Genomic DNA, 22,903 nt, shown 5'->3' on the forward strand with positions numbered 1-22,903 from the left:
CGCCTACCGGGCCCCGCCTTCGACGCCGGTTTGCGGGCTCTCTAGACCCGGGAGGCGCGCGCGCCGGTGGGCCGCAGTGCCGTCGGCCGGCTCCGGCGGGCGGAGTCCTGCTTGGACATCCAGCTGGCGACCTGGACCCGTGAGGTGCACGCCAGCTTGCGCATGATCTTGCGTACGTGGTTCACGGCCGTCCACTCGGCGATGCCGAGGCGGCGGGCTATCTCCCGGTTGGTGAGGCCGTTGGCCACCAGTTCGGCCACCTCCCGCTCCCGCGGGGTGAGGGGGTTACCGGCGCCGTCCGGTGCGCGGTCCGGCTCGACGCTCCCGGAAGGGGTCAGCACGGCGGCGACCGCGGCCTCCGGCGGCGACTGCCGGCCCTCGGCGGCGAGCTTTGCGGCCTCCTCCTCGCCCAGACGTACCCGGGTGAGTGCGGTGACCGCGTCCACCTCCATGCGCACGGGGGCGGGCGCGGCGCAGCCGGTGGCGGCCCGGATGCCCGCCGCCGCTCCCAGGGCCCGTGCCGCCCGGCGCCAGGTCTCCATCGACTGACCCCGGCTGCGGGTGAGCAGGAGCGTGAACTTCTCCAGGCCGAGCGCGCACAGCGCCAGGTGCCCCAGCTCGGCGATGTCCCGCAGGGCTGATCGGTACAGGTCGACGGCGCCGTCCTGGTCGCCCAGGGCGAAGGCCACGTCGCCCAGGACGAGACGGGTGAGCGCGATGTTGCGGACGTCCCGCTGCCGCTCGAAGAACTCCAGCGCCTCCTCGGCGAGCCTGCGCGCGCAGGCCGCGTCGCCTTCGGCGCGGCGGACCTCCGCGAGGACGCGCAGCACCTCGGCGTGTTCCGCCCGGTCGTCGTCCGTGGCGGCGGCCACGCAGTCCTCGAGACGGCGGTCGGCCTCGACCAGGTCCCCGCGCCGCAGTGCGACGAGCCCGGCGCCGCGCATGCAGGCCGCGACCCCGGCGGCATCGCCGAGTTCCTCGTACGCGGCACGGGCCTTGCCGAGGTTGTCCTCGGCCGCCGTCATCTCGCCGGCGTCCAGCAGGAGTTCGGCGAGTGCCAGGCGCCCCCTTGCCTGCTGGGCCAGGGTGAGACCGCCGGCGTCGTCGAGGCCGGCCCGCAGCCGGGTGATGCCCTCCCTGATCTCCCCGCGGGCCTGCCAGTACTCGCGCAGGTTCACGGCGATCGCGACCAGGTCCGCGGTGTCACCCGTGCGCGCGAGGAAGTCCAGCGCGCTGGTGAGGTCCTGCCGCCAGTAGTCGATCAGGAGCAGCCACCGGCTCTGGTCGGGGCCGCGCAGCCCGCTCCCGGCGCTCTCGGTGAGGTCGACGCAGAACGCGGCGTGCGCCGCGGAGAGCTCCTGGTCCTCCCCCAGCGTGTGCGCCTCCTCCAGCAGGAACTGCCGGGTGAGGCCGAGCATGGAGATGATGAGCTCGCCGTCGGCGCACTCCTCGGTGTGCAGCAGGCTCTTGTCGACGAACGTCTCCAGCAGGCGCTGGAGTTCGCTGACGCCGCCCGACCACAGCGCCTGGGCGGTGGGCAGGTCGAAGGCCCGGTGGAACACGGCGAGCCGTCTGAGCAGGGCCCGCTCGTCCTTGTCCAGCGTGTCGAGCTGGCGGGCGATGGCGGCGCCCATGCTGCGGTGCCGGGACAGGGTGTCGAACTCGGTCCCGGACAGGGCGTCGAGGCTGGTGCCGAGTTCGTCCAGGAGGCGCTGCGGGGAGAGCATCTTCATGCGGGCGGCGGCGAACTCGATGGCCATCGGCAGGCCGTCGGTACGGCGGCAGAGCCGCACCACCGCGTCGCGGTTGTGCTCGGTGAGCGCGAAATTGGGGCGGCTGACGACGGTGCGTTCCAGGAACAGCTTGACCGAGGGGATCTCCCGCAGCTCGTCCAGGTCCGGCTCCCGGTCGGCCGGGGGCAGCTCCAGGGGGCGCAGGCGCAGCAGCACCTCGCCGTAGATGCCGAGTCGTTCGTTCCCGGTCATCAGGACGGTGAGCCCGGGGCAGTCGTTGACCAGGCGGGTGACGGCCGGTACGAGCGCGGCGCGCATCCGGTCGCAGCCGTCCAGCAGGAGCAGGGAGCGGCGGGGCCGGAAGTAGGCGCGCAGCAGGGTGTGCACGGGCCGGCCGGTGGCGGTCTCCAGGCCGAGGATCTCCGCGAGCAGCGTCTCGGGGTCCCGGCCGGGGTGGACGTCGTTCAGGTCGACGGCCCAGCTGCCGTCCTCGAAGGACTGGGCGACGTCGGCGTACGCGGCCGCGGCGAACCGGCTCTTGCCGACTCCGGCGGGGCCGATGACGGTGACGACGCGGACGGCCGGGTTGCCGAGGAGTCCGCGCAGTTCGGCCCGCTCCTCCTGCCGGCCCACGAGGCAGCGGTTGGCGACGGTGAGCAGACCCGGTCCGCCGGCGCTGAGGTCGTCAATGGTGGTGCTCGCACTGATCGGGTACATGGGCAGCCCCTATGGATCAACGGACACACGTGAAGAATCGATCCCGCTGATTTCCGGCAAGCTCGTGCGCAGGACGAGCCGAGGTGTTCCCCACCGTGCCTACGGTGACCCGGCGCGAGAGCACCTCGGGGGAGCCGGAGGAACGTCGCTGTCTCGGGACGGCGGGGCGGGAACCGCGCCGCAGCCGGGGAGCCGGACGCTCCGTCCCGGCCTGCCGGGCGCGGCGGCTCCCGTCCGCGGCCGCGCACGACATCTGCCGCACACCACGTGCAGTCACCCCCGTTTCCATCCTGTTCCGGACAGTGCCACGGTAAGTTAGTCGCGCGCTTGAGCGAAGCGTTTCCAGCCGACCCTCTCCGGCCATCGCTTCCCGCGGAACGGCGCGACCCGTTTTCTGTGCCGCTCAACACCCCCGAGTCACTTGTGCGTTCCCTGTCGTCGGACCGTTGCCCGAGCCGGTGGCGCGCCGTCGCGGACGCGAGCGGGGCACGGCTGGTTGGCGCAAAACCTTCCTCAAAGACCACGAAGAATGTCAACTCCCCGGCACGCGACGACGGCCCGCGGGTGACCCGCGGACCGTCGTCGGCACGAAGGGGGCGTGGGGTCAGGACGGGGTGACGATCACGGGGCCCGCCCCGCCGACCGACTCGCCGCGCTCCTCGGCGATCCGGACGGCCTCCTCCACCAGCGTCTCGACGATCTGCGACTCCGGAACCGTCTTGATCACCTTCCCCTTCACGAAGATCTGTCCCTTGCCGTTGCCGGACGCCACACCCAGATCGGCCTCCCGGGCCTCGCCCGGCCCGTTCACGACACAGCCCATGACGGCCACCCGCAGCGCCGCGGGGAATCCCTCCAGCGCCGCCGAGACCTTCTCCGCCAGGGTGTGCACGTCCACCTGGGCCCGCCCGCAGGAGGGGCAGGAGACGATGTCCAGCCCCCGCTCGCGCAGGGCCAGCGCCTCCAGGATCTGCGTGCCGACCTTGACCTCCTCCACCGGCGGCGCCGACAGGGAGACGCGGATGGTGTCGCCGATCCCCTCGGACAGCAGCGCTCCGAACGCCACCGCGGACTTGATCGTGCCCTGGAAGGCCGGGCCGGCCTCGGTCACCCCGAGGTGCAGGGGGTAGTCGCAGCGCTGGGCGAGCAGCCGGTAGGCGGCGATCATGACCACGGGGTCGTTGTGCTTGACCGAGATCTTGATGTCGCGGAAGCCGTGCTCCTCGAAGAGCGAGCACTCCCACAGCGCCGACTCGACCAGCGCCTCCGGGGTGGCCCTGCCGTACTTCTCGAGCAGCCGGCGGTCCAGCGAGCCGGCGTTGACGCCGATGCGGATCGGGATGCCGGCGTTCGCCGCCTCCTTGGCGATCTCACCGACCCTGTCGTCGAACTTCTTGATGTTCCCCGGGTTGACGCGCACGGCCGCGCATCCGGCGTCGATGGCCGCGAACACGTACTTGGGCTGGAAGTGGATGTCGGCGATCACCGGGATGGGCGACTTCCTGGCGATGGCGGGCAGCGCGGCCACGTCGTCGGCGGAGGGGACCGCGACCCGGACGATCTGGCAGCCCGCCGCCGTCAGTTCGGCGATCTGCTGCAGCGTGGCGTTGACGTCCGCGGTCACGGTCGTCGTCATGGACTGCACCGACACCGGCGCGTCCCCGCCGACCGGCACCGAACCCACCATGATCTGACGGGACTCGCGTCGCCGGGCCAGCGGCGGCAGAACCGCCTGCGGCCTGACCGACGGCATTCCCAGACCGACCGTCGTCATCGTGTCTCTCCTCCGCGTTCCTGCTCGATGAGGCGGGCCATCTCCCGCTGGAAGTCGACACTCCCGGTGTTGATGCGGTCCTCGACCGGACCGCTGATCTCCTCCACCACGGCCCTGGCGATGTCCTGCGCGGTCAGCCCGCAGCCCGAGAGCACCTCGGCGCGGCTGCCGTGCTGGAGGAAGCGCCGGGGGATGCCGAACTCCCGCATCGGCGTGCGCACCCCTTCGTCGCGCAGGAACTGGGCGATGGCCGAACCCACGCCGCCGATGCGGCTGTTGTCCTCGACGGTGATGGCGAGGCGGTGCCGGCGCGCCATGTCGGCGAGCGTCGGGTTGACCGGCGTCACCCAGCGCGGGTCGACGACCGTCGCGCCGACGCCCTGCGCCCACAGCACCTCGGCCACCTGCAGCGCCACCGGGGCCAGCGCTCCGACCGAGACGACCAGCACGTCGAGCGGTCCCGCGCGGTGCAGTACGTCGGTGCCGGCGAACGTCGTCCTGGCGGGGATGTCGTCGCCCGTCGGGCCCTTGGGGAAGCGCACCAGGGTCGGGCCCTCCTCCCACTCGACGGCCTCCGCGAGCAGCTCGGCGAGGCGGGCGCCGTCCCGCGGGGCGGCGATCCGCAGCCCCGGCACCACCTGGAGCACCGACAGGTCCCACATACCGTTGTGGCTGGGACCGTCGTCGCCGGTGACACCGGACCGGTCGAGGACGAACGTCACCGCCCTGCCGTGCAGAGCCACGTCCATCAGCAGCTGGTCGAAGGCGCGGTTGACGAAGGTGGAGTAGATGGCGACGACCGGGTGGAGGCCGCCCAGGGACATGCCCGCGGCCATGGTGACCGCGTGCTGCTCCGCGATGCCGACGTCGATGACCCGCTTCGGGAAGCGCTGCTGCATCGGCAGCAGCCCCGTCGGCTCCAGCATGGCCGCCGTGATCGCCACGACGTCCGGCCGGCGCTCGGCGATGCGGACGAGCTCGCGTCCGAAGACGGAGGTGAACGACGGCCCGGCGGAACCCTTCAGCGGCCGTCCCGTCCCGGGGTCCATCGGCTTGACGGCGTGGCCCCGGTCCAGCTCGTTCCGCTCCGTCACCGTGTACCCGCGGCCCTTCTCGGTGACCACGTGCACGACGACGGGCCTGCGCAGGTCCCGTGCGCGGCGCAGCGTCTCCTCCAGCACCGGCACGTCGTGCCCGTCGACCGGGCCGAGGTAGGCCAGGCCCAGCTGTTCGAACAGGCCGGGGACGCCCCGCCGTCCGGCACGCAGCTCCCCCAGGTGGTCGGCGAAGCCGCCCTGGGTGAGGGCGTAGGAGCGCTGGTTGTCGTTGAGCACGATCACCAGCGGCCGGTCCGGTCCGCCCGCGATGTTGTTCAGGGCCTCCCACGCCATGCCGCCGGTCATCGCCCCGTCGCCGATGACGGCGACCACGGCCCGGTCGGTGCGTCCTCGGTGGGCGTCGGCGCGCGCCAGGCCGTCGGCGTACGACAGCGCCGTGGACGCGTGGGAGTTCGCCACCAGGTCGTGCTCGGACTCCGCCGGGTTCGGGTAGCCGGACAGGCCGCCCTGCCGGCGCAGCCGGGCGAACCCGGCCGCCCGCCCGGTGACGATCTTGTGCACGTACGCCTGGTGACCGGTGTCCCACACCAGCCGGTCGCGGGGCGAGTCGAAGACCCGGTGCAGGGCGAGGGTCAGCTCCACCACCCCGAGGTTGGGGCCGAGGTGTCCGCCGGTCGCACAGACCCGGTCGACGAGGAAGGCGCGGATCTCCGCGGCGAGCGTGACCAGTTCCTCCGTACTCAGTTCCCGGAGGCGCTCCGGGCCGTGCACGGTTTCCAGCAACGACATGCGATCACCGGTCCCGGTAGGCGACTTCGAGGGCCATCTCACTCAGTTCCTCCCGCCACACCGGTTCGATCGCGGCCTGGTCGAGGGCCACGCCGGCGCGTTCCACGAGCGCGTCGATGCGCTCTTCGATCCGGGTCCTGCTCTCGCCGAGCAGGTCGAGCAGCGCCGCCGTGTCCCATTCGGGGCGGTTGACGAGCAGGCGCACCTGCTGGTCGCGCTCCGCGGCCTCGGCGAGGAGCAGCGTCATCTTGTGCTGTTCCAAATCCAGTCCGACCGGCTTGCCGGCCACGGTGCTGTCGCCGAACACGCCGATGAGGTCGTCGCGCAGCTGGAAGGCGAGTCCGAGGCTCTCGCCGTACTCCTCGAACGCGGCCGTCAGGTCGGGCCGTCCGGCGAGCGCGGCGCCCAGCAGCAGGGGACGCGTGATGCTGTAGCGGCCGGACTTGCAGATCGCGATCCACCGCGACAGCTCCGGCGCGATCACCCCCTCCGCGGCCACGGCCACGTCCAGGTGCTGGCCGATCTGGATCTCGGTGACCATCTCGCCCCACACGTCACGGGCGCTCGGCGGCAGGTCGCGGGTGAGGCGGTCGGCGTAGAGCATGGCCAGTACACCGGAGATCACGGCCACGCCCTCGCCGTAGCGGCGTGACTCGCCCCGCCAGCCGCGCTCGGCGTGGACCGTGGCGTGCCGGACGTGCGCCGCGGGGGCCCCGCGGCGGGTGTCGGACGCGTCGAGCACGTCGTCGTGCAGCAGCGCGCCGGTGTGGATCAGCTCGATGGCGGAGGCGGCGTCGGCCACCGCCGGGTCGTCGGGGTCGCCTCCCGCGGCCAGGTAGCCCGTCACGCAGAAGGCGGGGCGCAGCCGCTTGCCGCCCGCGTCGACCAGGGAGGTCACGGTGTCCACGGGCACCGCGCCCCGTTCGTCGACACCGCTCCAGCGGGCGCGTTCGTCGGCGAGGAGCTCGCCGAGACGTCGCTCGGCCCTGCGCAGCACCTCGGCACGGGCGTGGCGCACTGTGAGCCGGTCTGTCACCGCGGTCGTCATCAATTGCTCCCTCTCCTGTCCGGCCGGTCAGCCGGCCTTCGCCGTGTCGATGAGGTGCGTCGGCGGATGAAAGACCACGTCCTCCTGCGCCACCTGCATGATTTCGATATCGCGGTAACCGAATTCCGCGAGCCTTTCCAGAACCTGGTCGACGAGGATTTCCGGGGCACTGGCACCTGCGCTCAGGCCCACCGCCGACACTCCTTCGAGCCAGCTCTCGTCGAATTCCGTGACGTCCGGGACAAGATAGGCGGGAACACCGAGCCGCCGCGCCACCTCGACCATCCGAAGCGAATTGCTGGAATTCCGGGAACCGACCACGAGCATCAGGTCCGAGCGCGGCACGACCTGTTTGACGGCGTCCTGCCTGTTCTGGCTGGCGAAACAGATGTCGTCGGTTCCCGGGCCCCGCAGATCGGTGAAGCGGCGGCGCAGCACCTCGATGATGTCGCGCGTCTCGTCCACCGACAGCGTCGTCTGGGTGAGGAAGGCCACCGGGGTGTCGGCCGGCAGGTCCAGCCGCTCGGCGTCCTCCACGGTCTCCACGATCACCGTGCGGTCGGGCGCGTGCCCGAAGGTCCCCTCGACCTCCTCGTGCCCGGCGTGGCCCACCAGCAGCAGCGTGCGCCCCTCCCGGGCGAACCGCTTGGCCTCCTGGTGCACCTTGGACACCAACGGGCAGGTGGCGTCGATCACGTCCAGCCGGCGGGCCTGCGCGTTGCGCCGCACCTCGGGCGAGACGCCGTGCGCGGAGAACACGCACACCGCCCCCTCGGGAACCTCCTCCTCGGAGTCCACGAACCGCACGCCGCGCTGTTCCAACTGCCGCACCACATAGTGGTTGTGCACGATTTCCTTGCGCACATAAAGCGGAGTTCCATGGCGTTCCAACGCCAGCTCGATAATCGATATGGCCCGGCGCACACCGGCGCAGAAACTGCGCGGTTCCGCGAGGATGACCTTCTTTGAGCGTCCCATTTTCACCCGTCTCCGCTGCGTGGTTCAACTCCCGCAGCAGACTGTGCTGTTCAGGGGTGTCCCCGGTCAACCGTCTCAGGGTGCTCGGGCTCGAAGCAGTCATGTACCGAGGGCGCCCCAACCGCTGAACCTTGCTAGGCCCTTGTCATTCATTACGGCTACCTCCGATTCCTAATGTGGAGCCGACTGCACGGCGTGAATCGAACCGACCGCACGGCGTGAATTGAGCGGTCCGCACGGCGTGAAAGGAATCGACTGAGGAGTCATATGAGTACTGCTCTCATTCGGCCCGAAGCCGTGCTCGGGGACGCGCTCGACGACCTGGGCACGGAGCTGTTCGCGACACTGCGCCGCAGCGACCAGCGGCGCCGCGGCATGGAGTACGTCCACGGACTGCTCTCCACCCGCGGCCGTAAGTCGATACGGAACATGGCGGCGCTGAAGGGCAGCAGCACTGGCCAGAGCCTCCATCACTTCATCTGCAGCTCCACCTGGGACTGGATTCCGGTGCGCCGGTCCCTGGCCGGGTACCTGACCCGCCTCGCGCCGCCGCAGGCCTACGTCGCGCGCCTGATGACGATTCCGAAGGTGGGGCGCCACTCGGTGGGAGTCAGCCGGTACTTCTCGGTCGACGAGGGACAGGCGCTCAACGCCCAGCGGGCCGTGGGGGTGTGGGGTGTCGCCGACACCATCACGGCGCCGTTCAGCTGGCGGCTGTACCTGCCGCAAGCCTGGATCAAGGACGGGCTGCGCCGCAATCAGGCCTCCATCCCGTGCGAGGTGGGGCCCGAGACGCTGGGCGACTGTGTGCTGACGGCCTGCCGGGAGAGCCTGGCCGCCTGGGAGCTGCCGGCGCAGCCGGTCGTCGTCGACATCGAGGAGGCCGACCCCGCCGCCACGGTGCGCGGCCTGCGCGCCATGGGCTTCCCGGCCATGGTGCGGGTCCACGGCGACCTGCCGTTGACGGTGCACGATCCCGCGTTGACCGGCCACGGCGCGCACCTGCTGACCGCTCCGGAGATCATGCAGGCGGCGCGGGCCCTGTTCCGGCCCATGGCCCGCCTGGAGACCGTCTCACGTTCGCTGCCCGCGGTCCGCAGGACCGCGCTGGTGGCGGCGGTCGGGGTGCGGGTGCCGGGGGCGGGCCCGGGCGGGGCGCCGCTGTCGCTGGTCGGTGTGAACACTCCGGGACGGCGCGGGCCAGCCGAGATGTGGCTGACCGACCTGCCCCATCCGGCCGCCTCGGTGCTGCGCTTCGGCGACGCCGCGCGCCGCGTCGACCGCGACTTCGACGAGGTGACGTGTCAGGTGGGCATCCGTGACTACGTCGGCCGCTCCTACGGTGGCTGGCACCGCCACACCACCCTCGCCTCGGCCGCGCACACCGTCGCCGTGCTCTCCGCGGCGGCGGCCCCGCAGGCGCGGCAGGCCTCCTGACCCGGTGCCGGGCCGGACCACGGCGACGACGGCAACGGCGGCCGGGGGCGGGCCGGGGGCGGGCCGGGGCAGCGGTGGCGACGACGGCGCGATCTGCGACGACGTCGTCACCGATGGCGGCGCCATCCACTTCATCTCCAGCTCCACGCGGGACTGGCGCCCGCTGCGCGCCGGGCTGGCGGCGTATCCGGAGCGGAGCGCGCCCCACGGCTGTGGTGGTGGGCTCGCTGCGCATCCCGGCAGATCATGGAGTCGACGAGAAGGGCTGCGCCGCCCGGTGCACTGGCTGGACCCGGCCCGCAGCGCCCGCCGGCCCAGCTGTGGCCGGCCGACCTGATGAGCGCGCCGGTCGCTCCGCCGCTGCGGCTGACGAAGCCGACCCGCCGGGTGGACCGGGATGTTTCGAGACCGGTGAGGAGGTGGTGCCGCGCGACTTCGTGGGGCGCTCCTGGCGGGCTGGCACCGGCACATCACCCTCGCCTCGGCGGCGCCCACGGCGGCCGGGCGGCACAGCCATGGGCCGGGCGGGCGCGCGGCGCCCCGCCCGGCCCGTGCTGCGCCGCTCAGCTGTCCGGCAGCTCGATCGACTGGGGGTGGCGGAAGAAGTTCCGCGGATCCCACTTCGCCTTGATGCGCTGCAGCCGCGGGTAGTTGTCCTTGTAGTACAGCTCGTGGCAGGACACCCCGGACCGGTTGAACGTGGGGTCGCTCAGGTCGTTGTCCGGGTAGTTGATGTAGCAGCCGTCGGTGACGTCGTTCGGCACCGGGACGCCACCCGTGTCGGCGTACAGGTCCTGGTAGAAGGACCGCAGCCAGGTGACGTTCCGCTCGTCGTCCTCGGCCCTGTGCCAGTAGGACTCGAAGTAGACCAGCCAGAGGGCGTCCCGGTGGGTCGCGGCGGTGGCGTGGTCGTCCAGGGCGCTGATCTGTCCGCGGACGGAGTTGATGACCAGGAAGCTGTACGGGTTGGGATTGACCGTCTTCGTCAGGTACCGGTAGATCGTCCGCACCTGGTGCTCGGGGAAGGCGTCCTTCATGTAGGTCGACTTGTGGGAGGTGCGCAGACTGGGGCTGGTGATGGTCTCGCCGGCCGTCATGGTCCGCGCGGTGGCCTTGAGGAACGGCTGCTCCGTGATGTCGACGCCGCGCGGCTGCACGCCCAGCGCGTCGGACACGAACGCGATGAAGTCGTCCACCAGCTTGCGGGCGTCCGGGACGGTCGAGTCGATCTGCGCGACGAAGTTGAAGGTGCCCGAGTCGGCGTGCTGCAGGAAGATCCAGTGCCCCATGTCGATGTAGGGCGAGTCGAGGCTGCCGTGGGTCCTGGACCAGTCGGCGTACCGGGCCATGAAGGTCGCGAAGGCCTCTTCGGTGATGTCCTGCCACGACCAGGCCGCGAAGATGGAGAAAACGCTGGACGGCGCCTTCGGCAGCAGGTCGCCCGGGCTGCCCTCGGCGCCGCGGCTGCGCATCCAGAAGCGCGTGACCACACCGAAGTTGCCGCCTCCCCCGCCGGCGACGGCCCAGGCCAGGTCGTGGTTCGGGTCCTCCGGGTCGCGAGTGGCGACGACGGCGCGCACCTCGCCCCGCTCGTCGACTGTGACGACCTCGACGGCGTACAGGTGGTCGCTGAGGATGCCGTGCTTGCGCGAGAGGATGCCGTATCCACCGCCGGAGAAGTGGCCGCCGGCGCCCGTGGCGTAGCAGCCGCCGCCCGGGAGGGTGACGCCCCAGCCGATGTGCAGCCTCTCGTAGATCTTCAGGAGCGTGGCGCCGGGCTCGACCACGAACGCACCGCGGTCGTCGTCGAAGCCGACGTGGTCCATCAGCCGCAGGTCGACGATGATCTCCGTCTCGTCGTTGAAGACGAGGTTCTCGAAGCAGTGACCGCCGCTGCGGACCGCGATGCGCTTGTTGTCGCGGACCGCCTCCCGCACGATCTCGATGACCTGCTCGGTGGTGGAGGGCAGGCGGATCGCCTCGGGAGAGGCCACGTGACGGTTGTTGCCGTGGCCTCTGATCATGTCGGGGTAGCGCGCGTCCTCGGACGTCACGGTGGGGATGGCGTCGGTGTGGCGACGCGGCGCCGTGCTCCGGGGGGTGGCCGGAGCCGGGTGGCCGTTGGCTAAGGTGGTGTTCACTCGGTTCATGCTCCCGTGTCGTGAGCGGCTCGTCCGGCGGGCTCGTTCGCTCGCCGCACCACCAGCGTCCGTGCTCCCGTGGGGGACGGTCTGGAACTCCACGGGCTATTTGTCAGGTACACCGATCCCGGTCGCCGTGAGGTGGTGTGGACCAGCCAACGAGCGACGATTTCCGGCAGTCCGTGCTCTCCCGGCCGGTCGTCCCGACCCCCGGGTGCGCTGCAACCGCAAGCGCCCGTTGCACCTCCAGTGCCGGCCCGGCTCCTGCCAGTCGCTGCCGAGGAGTTCGGTGATGCGCTCCAGCCGCCGGGAGAGGGTGTGGGGGTGCACGTGCAGCGCCTCGCGGACAGCAGACCGAGGAAGCCCAGGTCCTGCGTGGTAATACTTCCGCCCGCACCGCTTGCACACCGGGCCGCGCGGCACGGCACCGTTCCTCGGGCGTGCCGGATAGTCGCTGACGGACGGCATCCGCATGCTCGCACCCTCACGGCAACGCACGAGGTCGATCACCCTCGCCTGCCGCGCCGAAAGCGCCCTCGCACGCGGCGGCCTCGACGCGGCCGCCGCCGACGCCCGATCCGCACTCGACACCGCGCTCGCCACGGAAGCAAGCAGCCGCTGCGTCGAGCTTGTCAACGACGCCGCCCAACGGATCACCCCCCACACGAGCCATCCGGCCGTGCGGGACCTGCGGGACCACATCGCAGCCCTGTGGGCCAGGTTGGTGATCTCGCCGCCTGAGCAGGGCCCGGAGCATACGGAGGGGCCGATCATGTCCACAGCGTCCCGGAACAGGTGGCGACTGAGGTCGAGCGCATCCTCATCGACGGAAACGACGCGGTCGTGATCGGCGAGATCCGCCGGACTGTTCGGTCCGCCGGACGTGCGTACCTCGCGCGGCTCGCTGTGCGTCTCACCTTCGAGGACGGCATGGTCACCCGAGTTGATGGCTCCGACCAATACAGTCAATGCGCTCCGGGTGGCTACGACGCGTCGGCCCGCCGCCGCGGCTCTGGGTCGTCGGTGCCCGGGGCGCCCCGTGCCCTGATCGTCGGGCCGAGGGCGAGTTGGGCGAGGGCGGCGAGACAGCACAGGGCGGTGCACGACAGCCACAGGACGGTGGATCCGATGCCGAGGAGGCGGGTGCCGGCCAGCGGGGCGATGAGGAAGCCGGTGCCCCAGGCCATTCCGAGCAGGCCGTTGTACCGCCCGCGCAGGGTGGGTGGGGACAGGTCGGCCACGATGGCGGCGGTCACGGCGAAGACGAGGACTTCTCCCAGGCTCCAGACCGCGACGGCCGCCCCGTAGGCCGGGCCGGCCGAGGCGGTGGCGACGAGGGCGCTGCCGGTGGCGGCCAGGAGGAAGCCGGTGGCCAGGATCCGGCTCTTGTCGTAGGCGTCGAGCCGGTGGCCGATCAGCGGCTGTACGACGATGACGACCACGCCGTTCACCGCCATGACCAGGCCGTAGACGTCGCCGGGAAGGCCGTCGCGGGCCATGGCGACCGGCAGGGTGGCGAAGGCCTGCTGGAAGACGACGGCGTACAGGACGACGACGCCGGCGAAGGCCGCCATGGCGCGATCGGCGAGGACTGCGCGGTAGCTGCCGCTCCCACGGCCTGCGGCCTGCGGACGGTCTCCGGAACGGCGAACCACACCAGCAGGCCGAAGACCGCGCACGCGGCGGCGTCCGCCCAGAACAGCAGGTGGAAGCCGCGAGTTGCGAGGTGGCCGCCGAGGATCATGGCGGCGGAGAAGCCGAGGTTGACCGACCAGAGCAGCAGGCCGAAGGCACGGGTGCGGTCGGCGGCGGGCACGGCGTCGGCGACCAGGGCCTGCGCGGCGGGCCGGAAGAGGTCGATGGTGACGCCGAGGGCGAACCCGGCCGCGGTGAGAGCGGGCAGGGTGTGCGCGCTGCCCAGGGCCAGCAGCGAGGCGGCGTTACGGGGCATCCCGCCGGTCAGGGCCGCGCGACGGCCGAAACGGTCGGTGAGGAAGCCGCCGAGGGGCTGGGAGATGACCGAGCCGACGCCGACGACCGCGAGGATGAGACCGACCGTGCGGAGGGGAACGCTCCTGGCCTGGGTGAGGCCGTACCGGCCACTGGGGCACATACCGCTGGATCTCCCTGCGCGATGTCTCCGACACCCCCCTGAGCTGTGCCTTCGGGCCTCCCGCGCGCCCGCCAGGCCGGGCGCCGCGGACAACGGGGCACGCACACGCACCCTCGCGAAAGGCATAAGCGACACGTGAGCCCCGTGACGGAAGACGAACGACGCACCCTCGACGACTGGTTCACGCGCACCGCCGCCGCCTTCCCCGACGCGGTCGCGCTCGAACTCGGCGACATCGCACTGACGTACCACGAACTCCACGCCCTCGCCGACCACGTGGCCGGACGGCTCCTGGACCGCACCTCGGGGGTACGCCCGCGCAGGGTCGGCCTGCTGGCCACGCGCACCACCGTCGCCTACGCCGGATACCTCGCCGTCCACCGCCTCGGTGCCGCGGTCGTGCCGCTCGGCCCGGGCTCCCCCCTCGCCCGCAACGCCCGGGTGACCGCAGCCGCGGGCCTCGACGTGATCCTCACGGACGGCTCGTGCGGCCACGCCGCGCTGTTGCCCGCGCCGGTCCTCACCCTGACCTCGACGGATCCTGACGCGCTCGCCGCCACCCCACCACCGGGGCCCACCGGCCTTCCGGGCCGGGCCCGACGACCTCGCCTACGTACTGTTCACCTCGGGCTCCACCGGCACGCCCAAAGGCGTGCCGGTCAGCCACCGCAACGTCTGCGCCTACCTCACCCACGCCGTCGCGCACTACGGTCCCGGCCCGGGTGACCGCGTCTCGCAGACCTTCGACCTCACCTTCGACCCGTCGGTCCTGGACCTGTACGCGGCCTGGGGCACCGGCGCCACCCTCGTCCCCGCGCCCCGCGCCGACCTGCTGCGCCCCGTCCGGTACGCCGCCATCCGCGCCCTGACCCACTGGAACTCCGTGCCCTCCGTCGTCACACTGGCCCAGCGGTTGCGGGCCCTGAAGCCCGGCAGCCTGCCCGGTCTGCGCCGCAGCATGTTCTGCGGCGAACCGCTGACGCTCCGCCAGGCCCGGGCCTGGGCGCTGGCCGCCGAGCACAGCACCGTGGACAACGCCTACGGCCCGACCGAGCTGACCATCACGTGCACCGGCCACCGCCTGCCCCGGGACCACACGGCCTGGCCCCGGCCCGCCAACGGCACGGTGCCCATCGGTGCCCTCCACCCCGCTCTGGAGGGCCGGCTCCTCGAAGGTGAACTCTGCGTGCGCGGGCCCCAGCGCTTCGCCGGCTACCTCGATCCGGCCGACAACGCCGGCCGCTTCCTCTCGCCGGACGGCACCCCCTACGATCCTGCGACGCCGCTGACCGGCGTCCACTGGTACCGCACGGGCGACCGTGTGAGCGCCGCCCGGGCCGACGCGCCCGGCACCGGCGGGCCACTTTCGCCGGGGACGGTGCTGGTCCATCTCGGCCGGGTCGACCAGCAGGTGCAGGTGCACGGCTATCGGGTCGAACTGGGTGAGGTGGAGGCCGCCTTGCGCACCCTGCCCGGCGTTCTCGACGCGGTCGTGATCGCCCTCCCCACCCCGGACGGCAGCACTGAGCTCGCGGCCGTGCACACCGGCATGGACGGCACACCCGCCGCAGCGCCCGGCCCGGACCCGCGCGAGGCGCTCCGCGAACTCCTGCCGCCCTACATGGTGCCCGCCCGCGTGACGGCGGTTGCCGCCATCCCCCTCACCACGAACGGAAAGACGGACAGGGAGGCCGTGAAGAAACTGCTCGCAGCCACCCTCCAGCAGTCCTCCCCCACCTCTGGTGATCCCAGGCCCTGCGAGGGTTCCTGAACCAGTGGCCGTGCCCAAACGGACTCCGGAAAGCCGCGGGCTCATGGAGCGGGTACGGCGCCTGTCTCGCGATCACTCCCAGAAGCGACAAGGGAAATCGCGCGTCTGGTCAGGTGGCGGTGGCCGGTCGGCGGCCTCGCCGCCCAGTGCAGGGGCTGCGGTGGTGGGGGTCAGGTGGCGGTGGGCCAGGTCCGCAGCAGAGCGGCGATCTTCCCTGCGGTGCAGGCGGGGTCAAGGAGCAGGTCTTTGAGGGCGACGGCGTCCTCGTGGCCGGGCTTGACCGTGATTCCGGCAGCCTCGAGGTACATGACGCCGGACGCAGCGGCGACGGCCATGTTGGAACGCTCCAGCCAGCGGCACCGGCCCAGTGTGTGCACCAGGGCGGCGGCCTTGGCGTAAGGGCCGTCGTACACGGGCTGCTCGAACAGCTCGGCTCGGTGGCGGGCGACCGCGGAGACGGGAACGCCGTAGTCGTCCGGGGCTGGGTCGTCGGCCCCGGCGGCCTCGGCGACCTGCAGGATCCAGGGAACGTCGATGTGCAGGTCCATCAGGCCGCGCGCGCTCCCCGAGCCGTCTGCTGGGTGTTCTCGGCGTCGTCGAAGACCGCCTGGTGTTCGGTGAGGAAGCGGGCGGCCGCGTCCACCGCTCGGGCACGCAGCCCGCTGGCATCGTCCTGTACCAGCCTGGCGAGGTAATCGCCGATGCTCAGCCCGAGGTCCGCCGCGCGCTGCTTGGCAAGCTCCGCGATGTCCTCGTCCACGCGTGCGCCCAGCTGTGTCTTCGCCATACCAGCATGATAACAGCTGTTACCAACCCGCTGGCGTCGGCAGTCACTCACCCTGTGGGGGAACGACGGGCCGCGCCCGGAAAGGGGTGTGTGGCCTGGGCTTACGCCTGGGGACCGGTCCCGTGCCGGTGGCGAGTCCTGCATCGTTTCTCATTGCGTGGTCAGTAGCAGGTCATGGGGACCCGGGGACGGGACCGCGGCGGGCAGCACCGGCCCTTGAGCTCCGGCACGCACGGCCGGCTGGACCATGGGCGAATCTGGGAGGCGGCACCTGGCCCCAGCCCAACGTCCCGCTCCTGCCGCCGGGCCCCGGGTACGGAGTCGGTGAGCCGTGCCGCGCACCGCGACCCCGACTGGCGGCCACGGGACATCGCGGCCTTCCTCGACCTCGTCGAGGAAGGAGACGGTTCCTGCCCAGGAGGCGTTGGCGTGGCGCTGCGCAGCGCGATCCCGCTGCCGTCACCGACCTGAGATAACGGGCGACGGCAGTTCAAGCGTGGTGGGCATCACGCCGGAGCCGAGGTGTTCGAATGCGGGTCCCGGCCCCGGGCGCGTAGTTCCTCGTTGATGCGTCGGGCTTCTTCCAGCTGGTCCTCGAGGATGACGATGCGGCAGGCAGCCTCGATGGGCGTTCCCTGGTCGACGAGTTCGCGGGCGCGAGCGGCGACGCGCAGCTGGTAGCGGGAGAAACGGCGGTGACCGCCTTCGGAGCGCAAGGGGGTGATCAGGCGGTGGTCCCCCAGGGCTCGGAGGAAGGCGGGGGTGGTACCGAGCATCTCGGCGGCCCGGCCCATCGTGTAGGCGGGGTAGTCGTCATCGTCGAGGTTGTCGACGGGGCGGGTACTGGCAGGGGGCATAGACCTCTTCTTCCTGGGGACGCGTCGGGGGGCCCGGGTGCCGTACGGCACCCGGGCCCCGAGCTTTCAACACCATCTACCGGCACACCGTGCCGGCCTTCGTTGTCCGCAGGTTCACCTCGGAGGGTGGGGCTGCGGGGATCGCGGATGCGTGACCGGGGACCACCTTCCATTCCGGGGCCTGCGGTACCCGGGCGGACTCGTCCTCGCCCGGGCGATCCTGATGGCGTTCGGCTCCTTACCTCGGTTACTGAACTGCACTCATCACACAGCTACTGCTCGCGGCCCCCTAGTGCTACCGGGGGCCGCGTCCTGCTTGACCTGCGCGCGGCGGTTCGTCTCTGCCGCGCCCTCATCGACTCCTGGGTACACCAGAGAATATAGCCCTACTACGCAGCAATGTCTACACTGGCGAATGCAGATTTCCTCCCCAGCTTGCACATGGACTTCTAAGGTCTGCGGTACTCGCTTCCATCGTCGCCCGCACCTGGTCCCCGAGGCCGGGTGGGCGTTCACGAAGACCGACGCCTCCTCACCCCTGCCGGTGGCGGCGACGTGGTGGTGAAGGTCATGGCGGGCACGACCCGGCACTCGGTCGTGACCGGGTGCGGCTGCGCTGACCTACGGCACGGCGTCGGCCGACGCCGTGGACGACGACCAGGCCCAGCCTGCTGACGTGCCCCAGGTTGATCGGGTCCATACACGGCACCACTGCCGTGCGCCCGGGCGTTCCGTCTGGGCGGTGGCCATGACGTCGGTGACCCACCACGTCGATGTTGACCTTCAAGTTGGTTGAAGCTCAATGATGGCGGGGTGCCAAGTTCCGAGCTGATGCCTATCGGGGTCTTCGCGCAGCGCAGTGGCCTGACCTCCAGCGCGTTGCGGTTCTACGCCGACTCCGGGTTGCTGCCCCCTGCCGACGTAGACCCGGTCACGGGCTACCGCTACTACGCCGCCGCCCAACTGGAGCGGGCGACCACACTGCGCCGGCTCCGCGAGATCGCCATGCCCCTTGCTGCGGTCGAGGCGGTCCTTGCCGCCGGGGCGGACGAGGCGGCACGGCTGCTCGACGAGTATGTCGCCAAGATCGAAGGGGATGCGGCGGCGGCACGGCGGAAGGCGGCGGTCATCAAATCCGCGCTCGGCGGCAACGTGCCCGGTCGGCTGATTGCCACGTTGAAGGGTCCCGTGCTGGCGGATGCGGTCGAGCAGGTTCTGACTGCGACCGCGTACGAGCTGGGGATGGCGGTGCTCGCCGGCCTGCACATCGAGGCGAGTGACGAGGCGATCGTCCTGACGGCGACCGACCGGTACCGGCTCTCCACTCGGACCCTGGTGCCGACGCGGCCGGCGGAGCAGACCTGGGCCGGCACGGTCGACGGCGACGACCTCCGGGCTGCGGTAGCCGACGTCCGGCGCAGTGCGTTGATCCGTATCGAAGCGGTGCCGCACGGGATCTGGCTGCGCATGCCCGAGCGGGAGGACCGGCACTGCCGGACGCTGCGTGAGGAGTTCCCCGACCACCGTCTGATGCTTGAGTACCTAGACGATGTCACCACCCGCGTGACGATCTCGAAGGACCTGCTGCTGCGGGTTCTGGAAGAGCATCCCGACGAACACGTCGTACTGCACATCACCGATCACAGTGTGAACGTCCGGTCCCCGAACGACGAACACCCCGGAATCCCGCTCTCCGCCACGGTGACGGGTGAGGCCCGCCAGATCCGGTTCGAGATGACCACGCTCTATCCGGCCGTGAGCACGGCGATTGGCCCCGACGTGATGCTCGACATCAGAGGACACAACCAGCCCGTCACGATCCGCTCCGCCGACCGCGGTGACCTCACCACCCTGGCCATGCCCATCAAGCTCGACCACTCAGCCTGAGAACGACGACGAGGAACCTCATGACCACCACACCCGCCAGCCCAAATCCGACCATGGAAGCCATCGGCCAAGCCGTCCTCGAAGGTCGAACGGGCGACATCGTGTCCGCCCGCCACAAGCTCCTGAACCTGTGGTCGGAGATCGGCGTCACCGGGGACCCGCTGCACCGTTGCTCACTCGCCCACTATCTGGCGGACCTCTACGAAGATCCCGCCCAGGCCCTCGCCTGGGACGTCCGGGCCCTGGACGCTGCCGACGCCGTGACCGAACAGCGTGCCCAGGAGCACCACGCCAGTCTCCACATCGCCGGGTTCTTCCCATCCCTCCACCTCAACCTGGCCGACAACTACCGCCGCCTCGGATCATTCAACGCCGCTACCGAGCACATCAACGCAGCCCAGGAGCACGCCCACCGCCTTCCTCGTGATGCATACGGTGCCTCCCTGCGCACGGCCCTCGACGAGGTGGCAGAGGCCATCTCCCAGCGGGACGTCACCAAGCGGCCCTCCGCACCTGGTCCCACCGCGTGACGCCTCGGAACCCGCCCCTCACCGCCGAGGGGCGCCGTCGGCCGGTCGAGCGCTGCCGGACGGGGCCACTCCCGAACCCATGCTCGGACGCGCCGGGTTGGTGAACTGCCTTACTCATCAGTGGTGTCGGACCATAGGTTGTAACCCGAACTCCTCACCTCGGCTGAAAGACAGACGCAAGAGATGACCGACCACGCGACCCCACCCGGCCCGGCAGCGCACCAGAACATCGATACTTCTGTGCCGCATTCGGCCCGTATCTGGAACTACTGGCTTGGAGGGAAGGACAACTACCCGGTCGACGAGCAAGCCGGCGATGCCTACACCGCCGTGTTCCCCGGCATCGTGACCATCGCCCGCAGCAGTCGCGCCTTCCTGCGCCGCAACATCACGTACCTGGTCACCGAGGCGGGCATACGTCAGTTCCTCGACGTCGGAACAGGGCTTCCGACCGCTGAGAACACCCACGAGGTCGCCCAGCGGATCGCCCCGGAGTCCCGGATCGTGTACGTCGACAACGACCCGATGGTGCTGGCACACGCCCGAGCCCTGCTCTACTCCACGCCGGAGGGGGCGACCGCCTACGTCGACTCGGACGTGCTGGCCCCAGACCACATCCTGGCGGCCGCCGCGGACACTTTGGACTTCACCCGGCCGACCGCCTTGATCCTCAGCAACATCCTGGGCCACATCGCGGACTTCGACCAGGCGCGCTCGATCGTCACCCGCCTGATGGAGGCACTGCCGTCCGGAAGCTACCTCTCCATCAACGATGGTTCGCGAGGGATCGACCCGGTCTTCGAGCAGGCCCAGGACGCGTACAACGAGAGCGGCGCCGTTCCGTACAACCTGCGCACCGTCGACCAGATCACATCGTTCTTCGAAGGGCTGGAGCTCCTGGACCCCGGCGTCGTCTCAGTCCCCCACTGGCGACCCGACCCCAACGGCCCGGCCCCCGAAATCATCGCCGAACACGGCGGCCTGGCCCGCAAGCCGTGACCTCGCCGTGACGCCGTTATGTGAGGTGGCGCGGCCACCGTCCGCGTCACCTCACTCAGGTGCCCGCCGCCGTTCGCGGTCCACGCAGGGGCCAGACCCGCGCAGCCGGACGGCCGGGGCAGCTGCGTCTTCGCGCGGCTGCCCCTGGGCTGTTGGCGGCAACCGGCCCGCAAGTGTCCGGCGGGACGGCACCGGGAACCCGGCACAGCTCTTGGGTTCGGCGGCGCGCCGGTGGCGTCCTCTCTGAATTGGTAGCTGTCGGTTGACGTCCCCGACAGGCCTGCCGATGGCGCGCGCACGCGGTGGAGGGCCGGAGCCGATCTGGGTCAGGCGCGCGCTGGAATCTGCTCCAGGGTCTGCCGCAGGGCGACGATGGGCTTTCGGGGAGCGCCCGGCGTCGGTGCGGTGGAGACCACCATGGCCCGCCGATCGTGGGAGGCGGGCTCCCGGTCGAAGAGCTGCGTCAGCAGCAGCTCCTACCCCGGTACAGGTGCATGCCGCGCAGCGTGCCAGCGGTATGGGCGCGGTCGGTGCGGGCGATCTGGCATGGCGTAGCTCGACGGCCCCGCTTCCGCAACGTCTGTCCGTGTGCGGAGGCTCCGATGAGGTGGCCTGACATGACGTCTCCCCTGACTTCTCACGCAGCCAACCCGTCGACACGCGGCCAGCCCGACGAGCGACTGACACCGCTTCGCCCGTCGACGAGCCCTCGTACGACACCTTACCGAACCGTAACCTACCGAGGGCTACCCCGGGTAACACCGTCAGGGTTACGGTCCTGACACTTCGTCCAACAGCGGTGTGAGGCGACGGATGGACGACCGTGCCCCCGCGCCGCAGGCCCTTGCCTCACGGGCCGTCACCGCCCGAGCCGCAGCCGAGAGCTCGGCCTCCCCACCGCCTCGGAGATCCGTCATGCCCGTTTCCGCACGTCTGCTGGCCGCGGCGGTCACGACCGCCACCTGCCTCTGCGCCACGGCCCTGCCCGCCTCAGCTGCCCCGCAGTCCGACGTCGTCGTCTCGCGCGGCGTCACCATCCCGGCCTTCTACACCCCACCCGCGAACCTGCCCGCGGCAAACGGCACCGTGGTACGCAGCGAACCGCTGCCCCTCGCGCTGAGCCTGCCCGGCCTCGCCGGGCCGCTGCCCGGCACCGCCACCCGCCTGATGTACAAGTCGACCGACTCCAGCGGTGGCCCGATGGCGGTCACCGGCGCCTACATCGAACCGTCGGCCACCTGGCGGGGCAACGGAGCGCGCCCCCTGGTCGTCGTGGCCCCGGGCACCATGGGGCAGGGTGACCAGTGCGCCGCGTCACTCGGCCTGCAGCGCCCCCTACTGGTCAACGGCAAGACCTTGTCGGTCGGTTACGAGAACCTGGCGATCTACCGCCTGCTGGCCCAGGGCATCGCCGTGGTCGTCACCGACTACGCGGGACTCGGCGCCACCGACCGGCTCCACACCTACGTCAACCGCGTGGACGAGGGCCACGCAGTCCTCGACGCCGTTCGCGCGGTGCGCTCCCTGAGCGGCTCCTCGGTCACCCGGGCCTCGCACGTGGCGCTGTACGGCTACAGCCAGGGCGGCGGCGCCACCGCGGCGGCAGCCGAACTCCAGCCCTCCTACGCACCCGACATCACCCTCGCCGGCACCTCCGCGGGCGCCCCACCCGCAAACCTGATCGAGGTCACGAAGTCCATCGACGGCAGCGAACTGACCGGTGCCCTGGGCTGGTCGGTCAACGGTTTCCTGCAGTCCGCCCCCGCGCTGGAGCCGATCGCCGACACCCACCTGAACGCGGCGGGCAAGGAGGCCCTGAAGGACCTGTCGACCATGTGCGTGGGTGACGCGCTGCTGTCCTACAGCGGAGTGCGCAGCACCAGGTGGACCGTCGACGGCCGTTCACTCGCCGAGATCATCAACGCGCAGCCGGCGCTGAAGGACTTCCTGAACGACCAGCGCATCGGCACCTTGAAGCCCGCCTCCCCGGTCCGGGTCGCCACGGGCACCAGCGACAACCTCGTACCCCACGCCCAGGCGCGGCGGCTCGCGGCCGACTGGTGCGCCAAGGGCGCCGACGTGACTTACGAGCCCGTCCCCCTGCCCGACCTGGGCAGCCCTCTCATCAACCACTTCACACCGCTGCTCACCGATCAGGGTGACGCCATCGACTGGCTGACCGACCGGCTCAACGGCAAGCAGGTCACCTCCAACTGCGCGACCGTGCCCCTGCGTTCTTGACCTCCTCCCCCCCGTTCGGCGACCTCGCCACCGAACCAGGTGG

General features: G+C 71.1%; 21 protein-coding genes and 1 pseudogene. 10 read left to right on the forward strand and 12 right to left on the reverse strand.

Features of this window, described 5'->3' with window-relative positions:
* Positions 1-41 precede the first annotated feature (41 nt).
* From AC07DA_RS32900 to ispH, 5 genes are all read right to left on the reverse strand, one after another.
* Positions 42-2,450, reverse strand: coding sequence for an ATP-binding protein (locus AC07DA_RS32900; protein ID WP_479131898.1), 2,409 nt, complete (start codon positions 2,448-2,450; stop codon positions 42-44).
* Positions 2,451-3,054: 604 nt separating this feature from the next.
* Positions 3,055-4,224, reverse strand: a complete 1,170-nt coding sequence (gene ispG / locus AC07DA_RS32905; RefSeq protein ID WP_479131899.1) for a flavodoxin-dependent (E)-4-hydroxy-3-methylbut-2-enyl-diphosphate synthase — start codon at positions 4,222-4,224, stop codon at positions 3,055-3,057.
* Positions 4,221-6,071 (reverse strand): 1-deoxy-D-xylulose-5-phosphate synthase, encoded by a 1,851-nt coding sequence (locus AC07DA_RS32910; protein ID WP_479131900.1) that lies wholly within the window; start codon positions 6,069-6,071, stop codon positions 4,221-4,223. Before AC07DA_RS32910 ends, ispG begins: the two co-directional genes overlap by 4 nt.
* A 4-nt stretch (positions 6,072-6,075) precedes the next feature.
* Positions 6,076-7,119, reverse strand: a complete 1,044-nt coding sequence (locus AC07DA_RS32915; RefSeq protein WP_479131901.1) for a polyprenyl synthetase family protein — start codon at positions 7,117-7,119, stop codon at positions 6,076-6,078.
* A gap of 27 nt (positions 7,120-7,146) precedes the next feature.
* Complete coding sequence (ispH, locus tag AC07DA_RS32920) at positions 7,147-8,097, reverse strand: 4-hydroxy-3-methylbut-2-enyl diphosphate reductase (RefSeq protein ID WP_479131902.1); 951 nt, start codon at positions 8,095-8,097, stop codon at positions 7,147-7,149.
* Between the two features lie 267 nt (positions 8,098-8,364).
* Here ispH and AC07DA_RS32925 point away from each other — a divergent pair, with 267 nt between their 5' ends.
* Positions 8,365-9,534: an IS701 family transposase gene (locus AC07DA_RS32925; protein WP_479131903.1), complete on the forward strand. Its 1,170-nt coding sequence runs from the start codon at positions 8,365-8,367 to the stop codon at positions 9,532-9,534.
* 4 nt (positions 9,535-9,538) lie between these two features.
* Positions 9,539-9,871: a hypothetical protein gene (locus tag AC07DA_RS32930; RefSeq protein ID WP_479131904.1), complete on the forward strand. Its 333-nt coding sequence runs from the start codon at positions 9,539-9,541 to the stop codon at positions 9,869-9,871.
* 226 nt (positions 9,872-10,097) lie between these two features.
* On the opposite strand, the gene AC07DA_RS32935 is transcribed toward AC07DA_RS32930, so the two are convergent.
* Both AC07DA_RS32935 and AC07DA_RS32940 read right to left on the reverse strand, forming a co-directional pair.
* Entirely contained in the window at positions 10,098-11,684 is a 1,587-nt protein-coding gene (locus AC07DA_RS32935; protein WP_479131905.1) for an FAD-binding oxidoreductase, read from the reverse strand.
* Between the two features lie 96 nt (positions 11,685-11,780).
* Positions 11,781-12,449, reverse strand: coding sequence for a helix-turn-helix domain-containing protein (locus AC07DA_RS32940; RefSeq protein WP_479131942.1), 669 nt, complete (start codon positions 12,447-12,449; stop codon positions 11,781-11,783).
* Between the two features lie 3 nt (positions 12,450-12,452).
* Here AC07DA_RS32940 and AC07DA_RS32945 point away from each other — a divergent pair.
* A pseudogene (locus tag AC07DA_RS32945) lies at positions 12,453-12,617 on the forward strand (nuclear transport factor 2-like protein); the annotation flags it as partial.
* Positions 12,618-12,658: 41 nt separating this feature from the next.
* Here the strand turns inward: AC07DA_RS32945 and AC07DA_RS32950 are convergent.
* Positions 12,659-13,174 carry an MFS transporter gene (locus tag AC07DA_RS32950; protein WP_479131943.1) on the reverse strand — a complete coding sequence of 172 codons (516 nt, stop codon included), beginning with the start codon at positions 13,172-13,174 and terminating at the stop codon, positions 12,659-12,661.
* The gene (locus tag AC07DA_RS32955; protein ID WP_479131906.1) at positions 13,123-13,788 is read right to left on the reverse strand and encodes an MFS transporter; all 666 of its coding nucleotides are present in this window, start codon (positions 13,786-13,788) and stop codon (positions 13,123-13,125) included. The genes AC07DA_RS32950 and AC07DA_RS32955 overlap by 52 nt, the downstream gene beginning before the upstream one ends.
* 135 nt (positions 13,789-13,923) lie before the next feature.
* On the opposite strand from AC07DA_RS32955, the gene AC07DA_RS32960 reads away from it, so the two are divergent.
* Positions 13,924-14,514, forward strand: a complete 591-nt coding sequence (locus AC07DA_RS32960; protein WP_479131907.1) for an AMP-binding protein — start codon at positions 13,924-13,926, stop codon at positions 14,512-14,514.
* Positions 14,405-15,559 (forward strand): AMP-binding protein, encoded by a 1,155-nt coding sequence (locus tag AC07DA_RS32965; RefSeq protein WP_479131945.1) that lies wholly within the window; start codon positions 14,405-14,407, stop codon positions 15,557-15,559. Before AC07DA_RS32960 ends, AC07DA_RS32965 begins: the two co-directional genes overlap by 110 nt.
* 170 nt (positions 15,560-15,729) lie before the next feature.
* Here the strand turns inward: AC07DA_RS32965 and AC07DA_RS32970 are convergent, their stop codons facing one another.
* Complete coding sequence (locus AC07DA_RS32970; RefSeq protein ID WP_045562174.1) at positions 15,730-16,107, reverse strand: hypothetical protein; 378 nt, start codon at positions 16,105-16,107, stop codon at positions 15,730-15,732.
* A complete protein-coding gene (locus tag AC07DA_RS32975; protein ID WP_479131908.1) occupies positions 16,107-16,346 on the reverse strand; it encodes a hypothetical protein in 240 nt (79 codons plus the stop codon). The genes AC07DA_RS32970 and AC07DA_RS32975 overlap by 1 nt, the downstream gene beginning before the upstream one ends.
* A gap of 324 nt (positions 16,347-16,670) precedes the next feature.
* Between AC07DA_RS32975 and AC07DA_RS32980 the strand changes: the two genes are divergently transcribed.
* The gene (locus AC07DA_RS32980; protein WP_479131909.1) at positions 16,671-16,817 is read left to right on the forward strand and encodes a hypothetical protein; all 147 of its coding nucleotides are present in this window, start codon (positions 16,671-16,673) and stop codon (positions 16,815-16,817) included.
* 35 nt (positions 16,818-16,852) lie between these two features.
* Here the strand turns inward: AC07DA_RS32980 and AC07DA_RS32985 are convergent, their stop codons facing one another.
* Complete coding sequence (locus tag AC07DA_RS32985; protein ID WP_479131910.1) at positions 16,853-17,203, reverse strand: MerR family transcriptional regulator; 351 nt, start codon at positions 17,201-17,203, stop codon at positions 16,853-16,855.
* An 813-nt stretch (positions 17,204-18,016) separates the two neighbouring features.
* Between AC07DA_RS32985 and AC07DA_RS32990 the strand changes: the two genes are divergently transcribed.
* From AC07DA_RS32990 to AC07DA_RS33005, 4 genes are all read left to right on the forward strand, one after another.
* Positions 18,017-19,090, forward strand: a complete 1,074-nt coding sequence (locus tag AC07DA_RS32990) for a DNA polymerase III subunit beta family protein (RefSeq protein WP_479131946.1) — start codon at positions 18,017-18,019, stop codon at positions 19,088-19,090.
* 20 nt (positions 19,091-19,110) lie between these two features.
* Positions 19,111-19,620, forward strand: a complete 510-nt coding sequence (locus tag AC07DA_RS32995; protein ID WP_479131911.1) for a hypothetical protein — start codon at positions 19,111-19,113, stop codon at positions 19,618-19,620.
* A 183-nt stretch (positions 19,621-19,803) separates the two neighbouring features.
* On the forward strand, positions 19,804-20,619 hold the full coding sequence (locus AC07DA_RS33000; RefSeq protein ID WP_479131912.1) for an SAM-dependent methyltransferase: 816 nt from the start codon (positions 19,804-19,806) through the stop codon (positions 20,617-20,619).
* 915 nt (positions 20,620-21,534) lie between these two features.
* Positions 21,535-22,860, forward strand: a complete 1,326-nt coding sequence (locus tag AC07DA_RS33005) for an alpha/beta fold hydrolase (RefSeq protein ID WP_479131913.1) — start codon at positions 21,535-21,537, stop codon at positions 22,858-22,860.
* Positions 22,861-22,903: the final 43 nt, after the last annotated feature.

It is taken from the genome of Streptomyces sp. NPDC044921 (assembly GCF_056432865.1).